This window comes from Polynucleobacter sp. MWH-Creno-3A4, from assembly GCF_018881885.1.
Taxonomy (GTDB): Bacteria; Pseudomonadota; Gammaproteobacteria; order Burkholderiales; family Burkholderiaceae; genus Polynucleobacter.
On sequence record NZ_JACXSA010000001.1, the window covers coordinates 1 to 13,796 of the forward strand.

Below are 13,796 nucleotides of genomic sequence, written 5' to 3' on the forward strand. Positions count from 1 at the left end.
GTTGGAGCCGTTAACATTATTAGTAATGGCGCCAGATTGCGTAATTCCGATATTGCCACCAGCAGCGGTGTTGTTTGCTGTAATGATGATATTTCCAGAGGGATTGCTACGAATATATCCGCCCCCACTTAAAACGAGATTAGCAGCACCATAACCACCAGTCGTAGACGATGTTGCTAGCGTCTGCACTGTTGCGGTTCCAAGACCCCCTGCAGTAGACCCATTCCAAAGTGACAATATATTTGTATTGCCACCTAATAAATTAACTGCTCCACCTGTGGAAAGAAGGGTTGTGTTGTATTTGGCAGAACTTTCTGTTGCATAAACAAAACCACTACTAGACGTTAATACGACCTGAACCATCTTGGAATAAGTTGCATCAGCAAATCCAATAATATAAGTAGCGGTATTAGAAGTAGAACTGAGTAAAGCAATTGCCGTAGCTGGATTACCATAGGCAACACTTGTTCCTGATACTAGAATACTGATGGCAGCAGAACTAATCGTTGGTATTGTTGAACCGCTTAACACACCCATCACACTACCCGAGGTACCTGCAGCATTGGAAATTACTGAAGGACTTGATGAAGTTCCAGCAACATAACCAGCGCCAAGAGTCATTGCACCCGCAGTCACAATTGTCGAGGCTGTTGTACCTGTGCCATTAATCGTGATACCTGTTTGGGTTGTAATAGCACCTGCTAATTGAACTGCCTGACCTGTAGTAGAGCTGCCATTAATGGTTAAGGAGCCTGATGATGCGGTTAATGTTCCCGCGGCAGAACTATAAACAGAGTAATTGATGCCCGATCCGGTTACTGCAATTGAACCTTGGGATGTACTAATTGCAGCAGTCATTGACACCGAGTAGTACCCTGTCTGAGACGCACCGTTTAATGTAATGTTCTTGGTTGCAGTAATAGCTGAATTAACGTTCACACCAACAATTGCACCAGTTAGCGTTCCAGAATTTGCATTAGTGATGTAGCCAGACGCAGGGGTACCGCTAGCAGCACCATAGGTGTTATCTAACAGTACATAGCCAGGCACTGACAAAGCACCGGGATTAATTCCAGAGCCAGCAGACTTAGCAACGTAGTTCACATCGCTAGTAGAGCCGGCTGCAACCGTCACATTACCGCCCGTGATATTGGCCGTCTTATTACCACTCGTAGCGTCATAAGTGACAGAGCTGGCGATACCATTAGTGTTTGCTGCTAGAGTAATTGCACCGGTTTGGTTGATGATGTTGTTTGAAGTAAAGGTGATGTTGCCGCCATTAGCATTTTGTGTGATGGCACCAGTTGAAGTAATTCCAGTATTAGCGCCAGCAGCCGAATTATTTCCAGTGATGGTGATATCTCCAACAGCGTTTGTAATGGTTGATGAACCAAGATTAACAATAGTGGCTGCTGTAGCGGATGTGCCGGTGATGGTAATACCTTTAGCTGCTGATAAGGCAGCTGTACTAGTAATAGCAATGGCTGAACCCGTAGTTATGGCAGTTAAGTTAATTGAACCGGCATAAGATGTCACTGTTGAGGTGATGTCTATCACACCCTTGTTAGCAGTAATAGAAGTTGATGTATTGTTTACCGTGATATTGATATTTCCAACAGCAGCTATTGGTGATGTAGTGTTATAGGCATTAGTTACATAACCCCACTGAGCGACTCCACTAGAGTTCGAATTAATATCAACTGATCCGCCAAAATACCAAGCCCCATTAGGCCCGAAGTTCGGGGCAAGATTTTGTGAAGTTGTAACTGTAAAATTTCCGCCAGTCGTTGCTGACGTTAAAGTAGTTGTATTGGTGCTGGTTGTATTTAAAACAACCGTAGCCGAAGCAATAGTAACAGTACCATTTGTAATCGTACCTTTGGTAATGACGCCTGTAGCAGAAATAGAGCCACCAGTACCATCAAGTGCTATAAATCCACCCTTAGTTGTGATGTTGCCAGCAATATAAATATTTGCGCCGGTAGCAGATGCTGTTGTATTTGTGGCATAGAAGGATTCTGCTACTACATTAATTTTTCCTGTACTCGTGGAGCTAATTGCGCCATTAATTGCAACTTGGCCACTAGCCAAATAATTGAGCGTAAGGTTACCGGCGCCTGTATTGGTGGTTGTTCCGGTTAAGGTTATTGATTGCGCTGTACCCGTTCTGGTGTCATACGTCAGACTCACACTTGTGCCAGATGCTGGCGCAAAACTAAGATTGGTTGATTGGGTGATGGTTCCATTAGCAATAATGGTGACGCTGGTTCCCGCATTAATCTGGGTTTGGATGTCTGCGTCTTTGACATATGAGGTTACTGCACCTGCGGTATAACTTGGTAATGTGCCGCCTGATGTTGTAGCAGCACTGATTGTGACGTTATTGGGATCTAATAGCCACATCCCTCCTCTACCCGCATTGATACTAGATAGAAGATTGAGAGTTGCGCCTGAAGTTTCAATTAGGCCACCATTTTGATTGGTGAAATCTGTGGTTTGCTGAGCCGCATTGAGACTGGTGTACTGATCTAGGCTTGCAGATAAAGCAAAAGGCAATGTGCCTTTGCTTGCATCATTGCCTATCTTGATTTGTCCACCCTGGGTATAGCCTGTTGCAGAGATTGCACTGCCGGTGATGGTGACGTTATTGTTTGCGGATAAGCCAACGCTTCCGCCACGACCGTTAGAACCGTTCGTTTGAATCGTGCTAGTTTGAATATTGAGGTCGCCGTTATTAGCGATGAGCGTAATGGCGCCGCCATCCGTTGTGCCGTTTGCTGCGATGCTGCCCGCTACTGTAATTTGATCACCTGAGAATGCAATAACTCCACCTGGGCCATTATTGCCGTTAGCTTGCACTACGCTGCCCGCTTGGGTGTTAATACTTGGAGCTGATAAGTAAATCGATCCACCATTAGTACCATTTGCTTTGACCTGAGATCTTGCTTGAAGATCAACTGAATTGACTCCAGCGAGGTAGATGACGTTGCTATTGGTTTGAGTTACTGGCGTTGCTTGCAATACCATTTCATCATTGGCGGCCGAAGTCCCGTAAACCCGATTCAGATGTTGATCGGCATTCTGGGCTAAGAGGTAGCTTGGCAATTCTTCCGGACGCTTTGCTGAGCCATTGACCGTAATAGTGGTAGCGCCATTGACTGGCAGGTTAGCACCAAGATTGAGTCCGCCTGATACGTAAATCGCCTGAGCCAGTAATTGAATGGCATTGCCCAAGGAGCCTGCGTTACCAGCTAGGTTATAGCGACTGGTATTGATATTGCCAGCTGCATAGATGGTCTGCGCTTGAACAGTGACTTTGCTTGCTGTGATGCTGGTACCTACGTTAAGGTAGGCAATCGAGGAGCTGATGATTACATCTAAGTTCTGACCACTGATATTGGCATTGAGGTTAAAGATGCCGCTCGAGGATAGAGTTAAGGTTGTGTAGTTGTTGCCTGCCTTCAGGATATCTGCCCCACTGGCAATGGTCAGGCTGCCGGTACCGTTTTGAGTGCAAGAGCCAATTGGGCAAACTGTTGAATTGGCGGTGACCGCAATACTCACATTACTATTGGCCAGTACTGCCGAGATGAGATTGGCTGTAGATGCATCAATGATGAGGTCGATTGGGTCTAAGAGCCAAGTGCCAGATTTGCCATTAGCTGCTGTAGTAACGATCTGAGTTTGGGGTGCTAACGCCACAGCTCCCTTTGAACTGGTTTCTATAAAGCCGCCATTACCAGACAGGGCTCCACCCATCGATTTAAGGATGCCCGCTACCGTAGTTTTGACTTCAGACCAAATGGCGATAGAACCACCGTTGCCAGACTGGGTGGCAGACGTATCAATCAGAGCATTAGTTTCTACGGTGACGGTCTTAGCTAACTGCTTGCTGTTAGCTGCTGAATCAGCATTGGCTTTAATGCCTGCCTGGGTCGCGCTATTGACTTGAGTGCCACCAGAAACGGCAGTTACAGCAAGACCCACATTGACCTGGCCACCGGCTGTTGCGCCTGTAGCTGTAGTTTTTGAGTTTTGAGCAATAGTGATGTCATTACCCACGATATTGATCTGACCACCCTGGCCTGTTTGGCTATCGGCGGTTACCTTGCCTGCCTGGGTAACCGTATTGGCGACGAGCTCAATCACCCCGCCGTTGTTTACGGCAGAACTAGCCGAGATGCGGCCGGTATTCTTGATCACGGTAGCCATCAGTTGGTTAGCTGATCCTGCGGCAATCACCACCAGGCCACCGTTAACCTCTACAACGCGCTTGTTTTCGATTAAGGCGTTATAGGCAGCCACGTCTACCTTCACACTAATCAGGGAGTTACCCTTAAAGTCCAGAGTAATTTGCTCACCAGAAGCCATCGCTACAGTTCCAGAGCCTTTTCTGGCGATAAGGTAACCATCATTACGCACTTCGGGGGCTAACAATGCAATGTAGCCACCATCGACATTAGTTTTAATTTTGCCTTCGTTAATGACTGCACCAGTGCCGTTATCTTTGAAAGTCGATTTACCTTCCATGAAGTCTTTATTGGAGATATTCATGGTCGTGGCTACGACACCGGCAGCATCAACTTGCGATCCTCTAGCAAAAGTAACGCCATTTGGATTAACAAAAATCACTTGACCATTTGCTCTGACTGCACCCTCGATCATTGTCGGTGTTGCGCTAGTTATACGATTCAAAGTTACTGCACTTGCGTTTGGTTGATTGAAATTAACCGTGGCATTTTTGCCAACGTTAAAACTATCCCAATTGATCACCGCACGTTGTGAAGTTTGGTTCACATTCATGGTCGCAGTAGTAGCAGTTTGCGATTGTGAAATGGTGGCATTTCCAGCAACAACTTGACCGTTCGTAGGGAGTGCTAATTTTGGTAGGACTGGTACTGCTGGATTAGCAAATACTGCAGCTGAAGTCAGCAATGATGTGAGTATTGCGATTGATGAAAAAGCGCGCGAAATTTTGCCTGCGAAATTAACTCTCGCAAAACAATTTTCGAACGATGTATTCAGAGAAAGGAGCGACCTTTTCTGATGGGCTTTTTTCAATACAAACTCAAGGTTTTTTCCGGAAGCAGAATTTTACCAAAGCATAATATCTATTGATATTAGCCATGGGGATAACGCTCTGAAAGCCTTGAATTTAGAGGATCTTTTTATCCCCAAAATACGTCAGGAATGCAAAAAATGCCTGTATCTAAAAATTAGATCTATTTTGGGCTGTTTTTAGCGTCCTTAGGTCAAGGCTATTTTTGGTCAATTTTGCGCATAAAAATGACTCAAAAATTGGTGTGCCAACTGCTTAATGAATAGAAATATTTTCACTCATTTTGACTTCGGAATTTTGTTCTTCAGTAGGTGAATTTTTCATCTGTAAAACAGCTTCACCCCACTCCGCTTGCAACCGTAATTGATCGAGCAAAACACACATGGTTTGCAATGTGTTTGGAGGTAATTTGAGGTTCAAATTTGCACCGCCTGGAAGGGCAAAATCAACCGATAAATCTGGATCAATTTCCCCCTCTTTGAGGTCGTTAATTTGCGCTAATTTTTCACCATTTTTTGTTAATGCGCAGGTGACATCTTGCACCAAAATTGGATCAAATCCCAAGGGATAATTTTGGCCACCTTCATAACTTGGCGATGCCGATTGCTCGATTTTGGCCGCATCCAAAATGGCTTGTTTTTCAAACTCATTGAGCGCTTTTGCAGCATCAGGTGAATATGATTTCTCTAACTTTTTTGCTAGCAAATGGGATGTCGCTGCAAGAATAAAAAGTGTGACTCTGCGTGTAAACCAAAGTCGATACTCTTCTTGATTCTGCGTATTAAATCGAAACAAAATACGGTCTTCGTTGATTAAATATGTGCCGTTAAATTGCTTGATTCCCATAAAAATTGACCTAGATAGAAATGTCTTTTGAAGGGGTTTTTTGGTTCAAATTTGGAGTGTTTTTTGGTGCATTTTGGGCTGGTGGAGATATCAATTTTGGCGCCTCTTTTTGCCCACTTTGTTCCTTTTGCTTGCTGGTTGCCGCCTCCACAAGAACTCGTTCAATAGCTGGTTTTGCACCCACTAGGCTGAAACGGGTAACAGCAAATGCACCTGATTGGAGGGCCACAGCAAAACCAATGCTTTCACCTGCTTGAGTAGCCTTGAGTACCGTCTCGAATGGACTCAGTATTTGAAAAATATTGCCATTAATCAGGGTGCATTCCATTGTTAAGGCAGTTGAAATACTGGGGCTATTCATGAGTACAGAGTATTTTGCCCCCGCGATGCAGTTAAAGCTTTGCCGCAAATAAAAAAGGCATTGATCAGCTGAGCAAAAGGATCCAAAGGAGCTGTTTTGGTCAGCAATGGTATAGGCCTCATTGGTTTTCCCACCCAACTCAGCAAACCAGTTTTGATAGACTACCTTATCCCCAGCCCAGGCAAAATTGGCTACCATCAGCAGAAATGACAGAGCAAATGAATGAATGAGCCTCATTGAATAATCTTAGCGGACTCGCGCAGTCGTTTGATGGTTTCACCCAAATACTGCTGAACAAGGGCCTGTTTTAGCTGGTTTTGGGATGCCTCAAAACTAGGAATCTTGGAGGAACGAGTGTCATCCACCCGCACAATAACCCAAGCATCACCTATCCTAATTGGGGATTTACTAAAGTTACCTTTGTTGAGGTTAGCCACGACATTAGCTATCGGCGGAGCTAGTTGCTGAACGGAAACCCAACCCAAAAGACCGCCCTGAGATTTTGTTGCGGCGTCTAAAGAAACTTCCTTGGCAGCTTTTACGAATGTTTCGCCAGCTTGCAATCGCCCAATCACAGCAATTGCTTCAGCTTCTGATTTGAGAACAATTTGGCTGATTTTGTATTGGGTTGCCGAGTCAGTGCCATTGCCTAATTGTTGCTTTTGTTTGTTGTACTCCTCACGCAACTGCTCGGTAGTGATAGGATTCTTGGTGAAGTGATTTTCAATCAGGACTTGCAGGTACAGATTCTGTTTTAGCTGCGTAATTTGATCTTGCAGATCAATCTCCTTATCAAGACCCTGCTTCACTGTCTCTTGCGCAATTAGTTGGCGATTAATGAGCTCGTTCTTAATGGCCTCTCTAAGTTGAGGGCTGTCTTTTTGTCCCTGTGCAAATGCTGCCCTGAGGTTAATCTCAAACAAGCCTTTGGTAATCGGGGCACCATTAACGGTAGCAACAAACTCAAAGTCTTTCTCTGTTGAAGCAAAGGAAGTGTTGCTTGCCAAAATTAGCAAACATACAAAAAAGAAAGAGCGGTTTTTCATAGAGACTTTCACGAATTGGACTCTATTGCCGAGCGTTTTTAAATGGCACTTACATTGCTCAATATGGCTCATAGAGGTAATAATTGCGCAGCCTTATTTAAATATGATGTGATTCTCAGGCCTTGGCATCTAAACACCAGTCGCGCTTAAATCCTTTGAAATTGATTTACCCTGCCTTAAAAATTGTAGCTGCCTGTAATCCAACCTCTTGGCTGGGTTGTGGTGCCATCAGTATTGACAGCTTGGCCATACTGGTTATAAAGCGGGTTTTGACCTACTTTCCAGGCAACCATGCCACCTAAGTTCCAGCCTTCGTAATCCCACTTCACTCCAAAGCCGGCACCCATCAACGAATAGGTATTGTTAGCATTGGTCAGTCCTTGCCAGCCTGGATATATAAATTTGTACTGCTGAACTACGCCAGCATCAAAGAACGCGGACACATTGACCTTGGGTTGCAGCTCATGACGCAGCTCCATAGTAAAAAGGCCGCCCTGAGCCCCGCCCGATTGAGCCACTGGGTATGCACGTACTCCATAGGGACCACCCAAGTAAAACTGCTCCGCAGAATTTAAGTTGGTTGAGGCAAATTGACCTGATAAGGCCGTATACAAGGTGGTTGAACCATCCTGAACTAATTGCTGGTTCCGGTTAGCGGAAAAAGTGAGCTTACTAAAGCTTGCCGGCGTAATAGGTTGATATTGTGTTGGGGTAGTGTTCGGTACGGCGTAATAGCCGTAATTTGCAGCGCTTGTACCCAAAATATTAAGATAGCCCAAGACAGCCGTTACCGAACCACTGGATACTGCACCATATCCCAATTCATCAACCATATTGCCGGACAGTCCAGCAGAAAGATTGTTGATGTTATACGCGCTCACTGTAGTGTTCGTGATCGTATTGCGGTTGTTATAACTTTTGATATCGTAATTAAGGCTGGTATTAAGGTTGCCACCCTGAGAACGAATCAAGGGGTAAGCGGCACTTACGCCGGTAGTCCATGCGTCACCAGCGCCACCGGTTGAGGCATAGTTACTAACGTTTTTATATTGCAAATAAGTGCCAGCCAATCCAAGCCTTAAGCCATTCGGCGATCCCGGCACTGAGATTGCACCTTGAACATACTGCGAACCTTCGGAGAAGATTCCATTAACCGATGCGGAGTCGCCAATACCCAAAGGGCCATTTAAATTTAAGGCAAATACACCTTGGTTAGCGCCCGTAGTACGGCTGCCGTAATTGTTCGCTTCTACCCGCCCCTGCACTAAGTTTGGCTGTGTGAGTTGCAAGCGTAAATTGGTATCACCCTCTTTCTCGCCGGCTTCCAACTGACTAGAAACCATCACGCCGGGAGTTTCATTCAAAATAATGATGGCGCGCTCAAGGGCATCCATATTCAGGGGATTGCCCAGAGGGTTTGCATAAGTAATATATGCAGCTGCTTGTTCTTTGCTAAAACGCGTCGGCCCTTGGGGGTTTTCAACTTCGACCTTGCCAAGCTTTGCTTCGGTAATCAAAATCTTGACTACCCCATCAACGATTTTTTGGGGAGGTAGAACAGCTTGAACGGTATAGCCCTTGCTGCGATAAAAGCTCTGGATTGCATCACAAGCTCTTTGCAAATCATCAAAACTTACCGGGACGCCAACCCATGCGCGGATAGCCATTTGCACTTCTGCTTCGGGCAAAATATTGATGCCCTCTAAGGTAAATGATTTAACGGTAAAGCGTAGTTCACCCTCTTTGGGCGCGCTGGGCTGGACCGGAGCTGCACGGCCTGGCTCAGGAAGTGCCAATGGAGATGGCAAAGGAAGCTGCTGCTCTAATCCCTGCTGCAAAGCACCCGCATCAACCTGAGCATAGGCATTAACAGCAAATACAGCGTGAGTTAGCGCCAGAACAAAAAGTGTTTTAGAGATTTGTCGGAATAGAGTCATAAATTTCAAAAAGGATAAACCGGGTGAATTAGTTTAATTAAGCTAAGTGCTTGATAAATAATGCATAAATTATATTACTAATCACTACCCAAGCTGTTTGACCTATGACCAATGAGATTTAAAGGTCGATTCTTCTAATTCAGGTGAAAATAGTTCTCTTCCTATAAGATTTCTTATGAATTCAACTGTTAGCGCCCCCATCGCCTTTGACTACCCCCAGCAAGACTCGGCTGGGGTGACCTGTACGGCCCAAGCCTGGGCAAAGGTTCCGCCCCACCTTGCTGGTCCTGAAAAAGCTGCTGTCATTGCTCGGATTAAGCAACTATTGGTGGAAAAGGATGCGGCTTTGGTTGCCCACTACTATGTAGATGGCGACATTCAAGATCTGGCGATGGAGACAGGTGGTTTTGTTGCTGACTCCCTAGAGATGGCGCGCTTTGGTAAGAACCATCCTGCTAAAAATCTGATTGTTGCTGGTGTGCGCTTCATGGGTGAATCTGCCAAGATTCTGAGTCCAAAAAAACGTATCTTCATGCCCGATCTTGAGGCAACCTGTTCTTTAGATTTAGGTTGTGACGCCTCTGATTTTGCTGCTTTTAGAGCCTTGCATCCCGATCGCGTTGTCGTTGTTTATGCAAACACTTCTGCTGCCGTAAAAGCACAAGCGGACTGGATGGTAACGAGTTCATGCGCACTTGCAATCGTCCATCAGCTCAAGCTTGAAGGTAAAAAAATTCTGTGGGCTCCTGATCGCCATTTAGGTCGTTATATTCAAGAGCAAACGGGTGCGGATATGTTGTTGTGGAATGGTGCCTGCATTGTTCATGATGAATTTAAGGCTGCTGAATTAGAGGTGCTCAAAGCAGCCCACCCTAACGCCATGATCTTGGTTCACCCTGAATCACCACAAGCTGTTGTTGACCTGGCAGACGTTGTAGGCTCTACCTCCGCCATGATTAAAGCGGTAGTTGAAGGCGCGGCTATCGAATATATTGTGGCAACGGATAATGGCATCTTGCATCGCATGCGCCAGCTAGCCCCCAATAAGAAACTCATTGAAGCACCAACAGCTGGTAATAGCGCAACCTGCAAGAGCTGCGCTCACTGCCCTTGGATGGCCATGAATGGCTTGCAAGGTATTTTGAATTGCCTAGAAAATGCTACCGGTGAAATCTTCATCGAAGAACCAATTCGTATTGAAGCATTAGGTTGCATCGAGCGCATGCTTGACTTCACCAAGAATCATCCCGACCTATTAGCTAAAGCACAGCATGGTTTTGTAAAAAATATTGGTGCCGCTTAATTTTTATATTGATATATGTTTGATTACAACGAAACTTTAGAACAAGCCCGCCAACGCAATATTCATGATGCATTGATGGAGGATATCGGTACTGGCGATTGGACTGCCAAACTGGTTCCCAATAAACGTGTTCATGCGCAATTGATCGTGCGCCAAGAGGCAGTATTGTGTGGGGTTGATTGGTTTGAGGGTACTCTCAAAAAACTTGATACCAATGCTAAAGTCATTTGGCATTACATGGAAGGCAACCTCATGGCTGCAGACAGCAAAGTCTGTGATATTGAGGCAGATGCTCAAGCCCTACTCTCTGCTGAGCGCACTTGCATTAATTTCCTGCAAACACTTTCTTGGACGGCTAGTATTACTCGTCAACACGTGGATGCAATTGCAGGTGCCAGCCCTAACCCTAAAGGTTGCGCTGTACTGGATACGCGCAAGACCGTTCCAGGATTACGTCAGGCGCAGAAGTATGCGGTGCTAGTGGGTGGCGGCAAGAATCAACGCCTAGCCCTATGGCACGGCATCCTCATAAAAGAAAACCATATTGCTGCTGCTGGTAGCGTAACTGCAGCCCTGAAAAATGCTCAAGCTTTAAATGCTGGTGTAGAGATTCAGATTGAAGTAGAAAACTTTGCAGAACTCGAAGAAGCTTTGGCTGCCGGCGCCAAAAGCATTTTGATTGATAACTTCAATACCGATCAAATGAAAGAGGCCGTTGCTTTGACAGCTGGCCGTGCGTTACTCGAAGCTTCTGGTGGCATTAATTTGGACCAAATGCGTGCGATTGCTGCAACTGGTGTGGATCGCATCTCCCTTGGAAAGTTAACCAAGGATGTGCATGCGGTTGATTTCTCAATGCGTATCCTTTAAGGTTTTTCAGTAAATTCCCATCTAAATTACATACTTTCCTACAGATTTAATGTATCCTATTGGCTACATTAATGAATGCTCGAAATCAGGAAAACCGAAGAATTTACAGTCTAGCTAGATTCCCTGAATGATTTGATGGGAAGAGCAAAAATTCAAGCCCGAATTAAACGTTTGTCCGAAGGAAATTCAGGAATTACAAAATCCGTTGGCAGTAAGGTCTTTGAGATGAAGATTGATTTTGGACCCGGCTACAGAATTTATTACACAAAACATGAGAATGTAATGTATCTATTACTTATCGGGGGCAATAAAAGAACTCAGGTTAAAGATATTCAGATTGCAAAATATTTAGCCAAAAACATATAGTGAATGAGATGAAAAAGACAGTGACCAGCCCTTATGATGTAGCAGAACATCTACGTACCCCTAAAGAAATGGCTCTTTATCTGCAAGCATGCATTGAAGAATCCAATGGGGATGCAGCGTTTATAGCAAAAGCACTTGGCGATATAGCGCGCGCAAAAGGAATGGCTCAAGTAGCCAAGGAATCTGGACTCTCAAGAGAAAGCCTATACAAAGCCTTGTCTGGGGATCGAATACCGGGGTTTGATACTGTATTGAAGGTGCTTGCAGCTCTTGGTCTGAGCCTACATACAAAACCGACTAGCAAAGCTCGTGCTTAACTTTTCTTAAGCAAATCAGAGCCTTCTGCCTGAGGAGTCAAGATCGTTGGATACGAGACCGCCCAAGTTCCAGGGTAGTCGCGGCTGTAGTGCAATCCCCTGCTTTCTCTTCTCATCAGGGCTGACCTGACGATGAGTTCCGCACACTCTAGCAAGTTACGCAACTCAATCAGATCTCGCGTGACCTTAAAGTTGGCGTAATACTCTTGTACTTCATATCTGAGTAACTTGATTCTGTGGAGTGCGCGCTCTAGTCGGCGATTGGTTCTCACAATGCCAACGTAGTTCCACATCAAAGAACGCAACTCATCCCAGTTATGGGCAATCACCACTTGTTCATCCGCATCTTCTACTTGGCTCTCGTCCCAAAGCGGTAAATTGGGCATCATTGGCGCTTTGAGCTCTGAAATATCTTCAGCTGCTGCCTTACCAATCACCACGCACTCTAATAAGGAATTGCTGGCGAGTCGATTAGCGCCATGTAAACCGGTGTAGGTTGCCTCACCAACTGCGTACAGGCCCGGTAGATCGGTTCTGCCTTTTAAATCGGTTACAACTCCACCGCAGGTGTAATGCGCTGCTGGAACAACAGGAATAGCTTCTTTGGTAATGTCCAATCCAAGACTTAAGCAACGCGCATAAATCATGGGAAAGTGTTCCTTGATAAATGCCTCACCGAGATGGGTAGCATCTAAGTGCACATAATCCAAACCATGCTTCTTCATCTCAAAGTCGATAGCACGGGCGACGATATCTCGTGGCGCTAGTTCATTGCGCTCATCATGCTCTGGCATAAAGCGAGTGCCATCTGGCAGCTTTAATAAACCACCCTCACCCCGCATGGCTTCAGTAATCAAGAAGGTACGATCACTAGGGTGATACAAACAAGTTGGGTGGAACTGAATAAATTCCATATTACCTACGCGGCAACCTGCCCGCCAGGCCATCGCAATACCATCACCAGTAGCAGTATCTGGGTTACTAGTGTAGCGATAAACTTTGCCAACGCCGCCGGTCGCTAGTACCACTGACTTAGCTGGAATGGTTTCTACGCGATTGTTTTTGATATCTAGCGCGTACACACCATAGCAGCGGTTTGGCTTAGTGCGCTGTGTCTTTGCATCGAGATGACGGTTGGTAATCAGATCGAGCGCAATCCAATGTTCCAGAATACGAATATTTTGATGTGCCTTAGCTTTGTCCAGCAACACTTCATGAATTGCTTTACCAGTAGCATCGGCAGCATGGGCAATTCGGCGATGAGTATGTCCGCCCTCCCGGGTCAGATGCAATCCCATTGGGCCAGTTTCATCGGCGGTAAAGGGAACGCCTTGGTCTACTAACCATTTAATCGCATCCGCACTTTCTTCAGCAATGTAACGTGCAGTCGATTCCACTACGAGGCCTGCACCGGCATCGATAGTGTCTGCTACATGCGAATCAATGCTGTCATGCTCTTTATCCACAACCCCAACAATGCCGCCTTGAGCCCAAGCTGTTGCAGCCTCACCTAAACCGCGCTTTGCCATCAGAATCACTGGCTGAGTTTCAGCCATATGTAGGGCAACCGTTAGGCCAGCTAGACCTGCCCCAATGATGAGCACTGGTAACTCGGCTTGAGCCTGTGAGGGAGTGGGTTTTGAACTGGCCATAGAGGGTTCATTCTAAAGGGCAATTCAAATTAGTGAGGC

General features: G+C 45.7%; 10 protein-coding genes. 4 read left to right on the plus strand and 6 right to left on the minus strand.

Annotated features, from left to right (window positions below; all coding sequences use genetic code 11):
• The 5 genes from IEN92_RS00005 to IEN92_RS00025 all read right to left on the minus strand — a co-directional run.
• Nucleotides 1-4,935: filamentous hemagglutinin N-terminal domain-containing protein (locus tag IEN92_RS00005; RefSeq protein ID WP_216159352.1), on the minus strand; the 4,935-nt coding region annotated here is incomplete at its 3' end.
• A 379-nt stretch (nucleotides 4,936-5,314) separates the two neighbouring features.
• Entirely contained in the window at nucleotides 5,315-5,905 is a 591-nt protein-coding gene (locus IEN92_RS00010; RefSeq protein WP_216159354.1) for a hypothetical protein, read from the minus strand.
• Nucleotides 5,906-5,915: 10 nt separating this feature from the next.
• Nucleotides 5,916-6,503 (minus strand): hypothetical protein, encoded by a 588-nt coding sequence (locus IEN92_RS00015; RefSeq protein WP_216159356.1) that lies wholly within the window; start codon nucleotides 6,501-6,503, stop codon nucleotides 5,916-5,918.
• A complete protein-coding gene (locus IEN92_RS00020) occupies nucleotides 6,500-7,312 on the minus strand; it encodes a peptidylprolyl isomerase (protein WP_216159358.1) in 813 nt (270 codons plus the stop codon). Before IEN92_RS00020 ends, IEN92_RS00015 begins: the two co-directional genes overlap by 4 nt.
• 176 nt (nucleotides 7,313-7,488) lie before the next feature.
• Nucleotides 7,489-9,249, minus strand: coding sequence for a ShlB/FhaC/HecB family hemolysin secretion/activation protein (locus IEN92_RS00025; protein WP_216159360.1), 1,761 nt, complete (start codon nucleotides 9,247-9,249; stop codon nucleotides 7,489-7,491).
• Nucleotides 9,250-9,424: 175 nt separating this feature from the next.
• Between IEN92_RS00025 and nadA the strand changes: the two genes are divergently transcribed.
• From nadA to IEN92_RS00045, 4 genes are all read left to right on the plus strand, one after another.
• Entirely contained in the window at nucleotides 9,425-10,552 is a 1,128-nt protein-coding gene (gene nadA, locus IEN92_RS00030) for a quinolinate synthase NadA (protein ID WP_216159362.1), read from the plus strand.
• A 15-nt stretch (nucleotides 10,553-10,567) separates the two neighbouring features.
• A complete protein-coding gene (gene nadC / locus IEN92_RS00035; RefSeq protein ID WP_216159364.1) occupies nucleotides 10,568-11,422 on the plus strand; it encodes a carboxylating nicotinate-nucleotide diphosphorylase in 855 nt (284 codons plus the stop codon).
• A 123-nt stretch (nucleotides 11,423-11,545) separates the two neighbouring features.
• Nucleotides 11,546-11,788 (plus strand): type II toxin-antitoxin system RelE/ParE family toxin, encoded by a 243-nt coding sequence (locus IEN92_RS00040; protein WP_304609461.1) that lies wholly within the window; start codon nucleotides 11,546-11,548, stop codon nucleotides 11,786-11,788.
• Between the two features lie 8 nt (nucleotides 11,789-11,796).
• Nucleotides 11,797-12,105 carry an addiction module antidote protein gene (locus IEN92_RS00045; protein ID WP_216159366.1) on the plus strand — a complete coding sequence of 103 codons (309 nt, stop codon included), beginning with the start codon at nucleotides 11,797-11,799 and terminating at the stop codon, nucleotides 12,103-12,105.
• On the opposite strand, the gene nadB is transcribed toward IEN92_RS00045, so the two are convergent.
• Nucleotides 12,102-13,757, minus strand: a complete 1,656-nt coding sequence (gene nadB, locus IEN92_RS00050) for an L-aspartate oxidase (protein ID WP_216159368.1) — start codon at nucleotides 13,755-13,757, stop codon at nucleotides 12,102-12,104. The two genes, IEN92_RS00045 and nadB, sit on opposite strands and share 4 nt — an antisense overlap.
• Nucleotides 13,758-13,796 lie beyond the last annotated feature (39 nt).

What these genes read in the sequence shown, in the direction of transcription:
- nadA (WP_216159362.1), top strand. Translation starts at nt 9,425, where the DNA reads ATGAATTCAACTGTTAGCGCCCCCATCGCCTTTGACTACCCCCAGCAA.
- IEN92_RS00015 (WP_216159356.1), bottom strand. Translation starts at nt 6,503, where the DNA reads ATGAGGCTCATTCATTCATTTGCTCTGTCATTTCTGCTGATGGTAGCC.
- IEN92_RS00020 (WP_216159358.1), bottom strand. Translation starts at nt 7,312, where the DNA reads ATGAAAAACCGCTCTTTCTTTTTTGTATGTTTGCTAATTTTGGCAAGC.
- nadB (WP_216159368.1), bottom strand. Translation starts at nt 13,757, where the DNA reads ATGGCCAGTTCAAAACCCACTCCCTCACAGGCTCAAGCCGAGTTACCA.
- IEN92_RS00045 (WP_216159366.1), top strand. Translation starts at nt 11,797, where the DNA reads ATGAAAAAGACAGTGACCAGCCCTTATGATGTAGCAGAACATCTACGT.
- IEN92_RS00010 (WP_216159354.1), bottom strand. Translation starts at nt 5,905, where the DNA reads ATGGGAATCAAGCAATTTAACGGCACATATTTAATCAACGAAGACCGT.
- nadC (WP_216159364.1), top strand. Translation starts at nt 10,568, where the DNA reads ATGTTTGATTACAACGAAACTTTAGAACAAGCCCGCCAACGCAATATT.
- IEN92_RS00025 (WP_216159360.1), bottom strand. Translation starts at nt 9,249, where the DNA reads ATGACTCTATTCCGACAAATCTCTAAAACACTTTTTGTTCTGGCGCTA.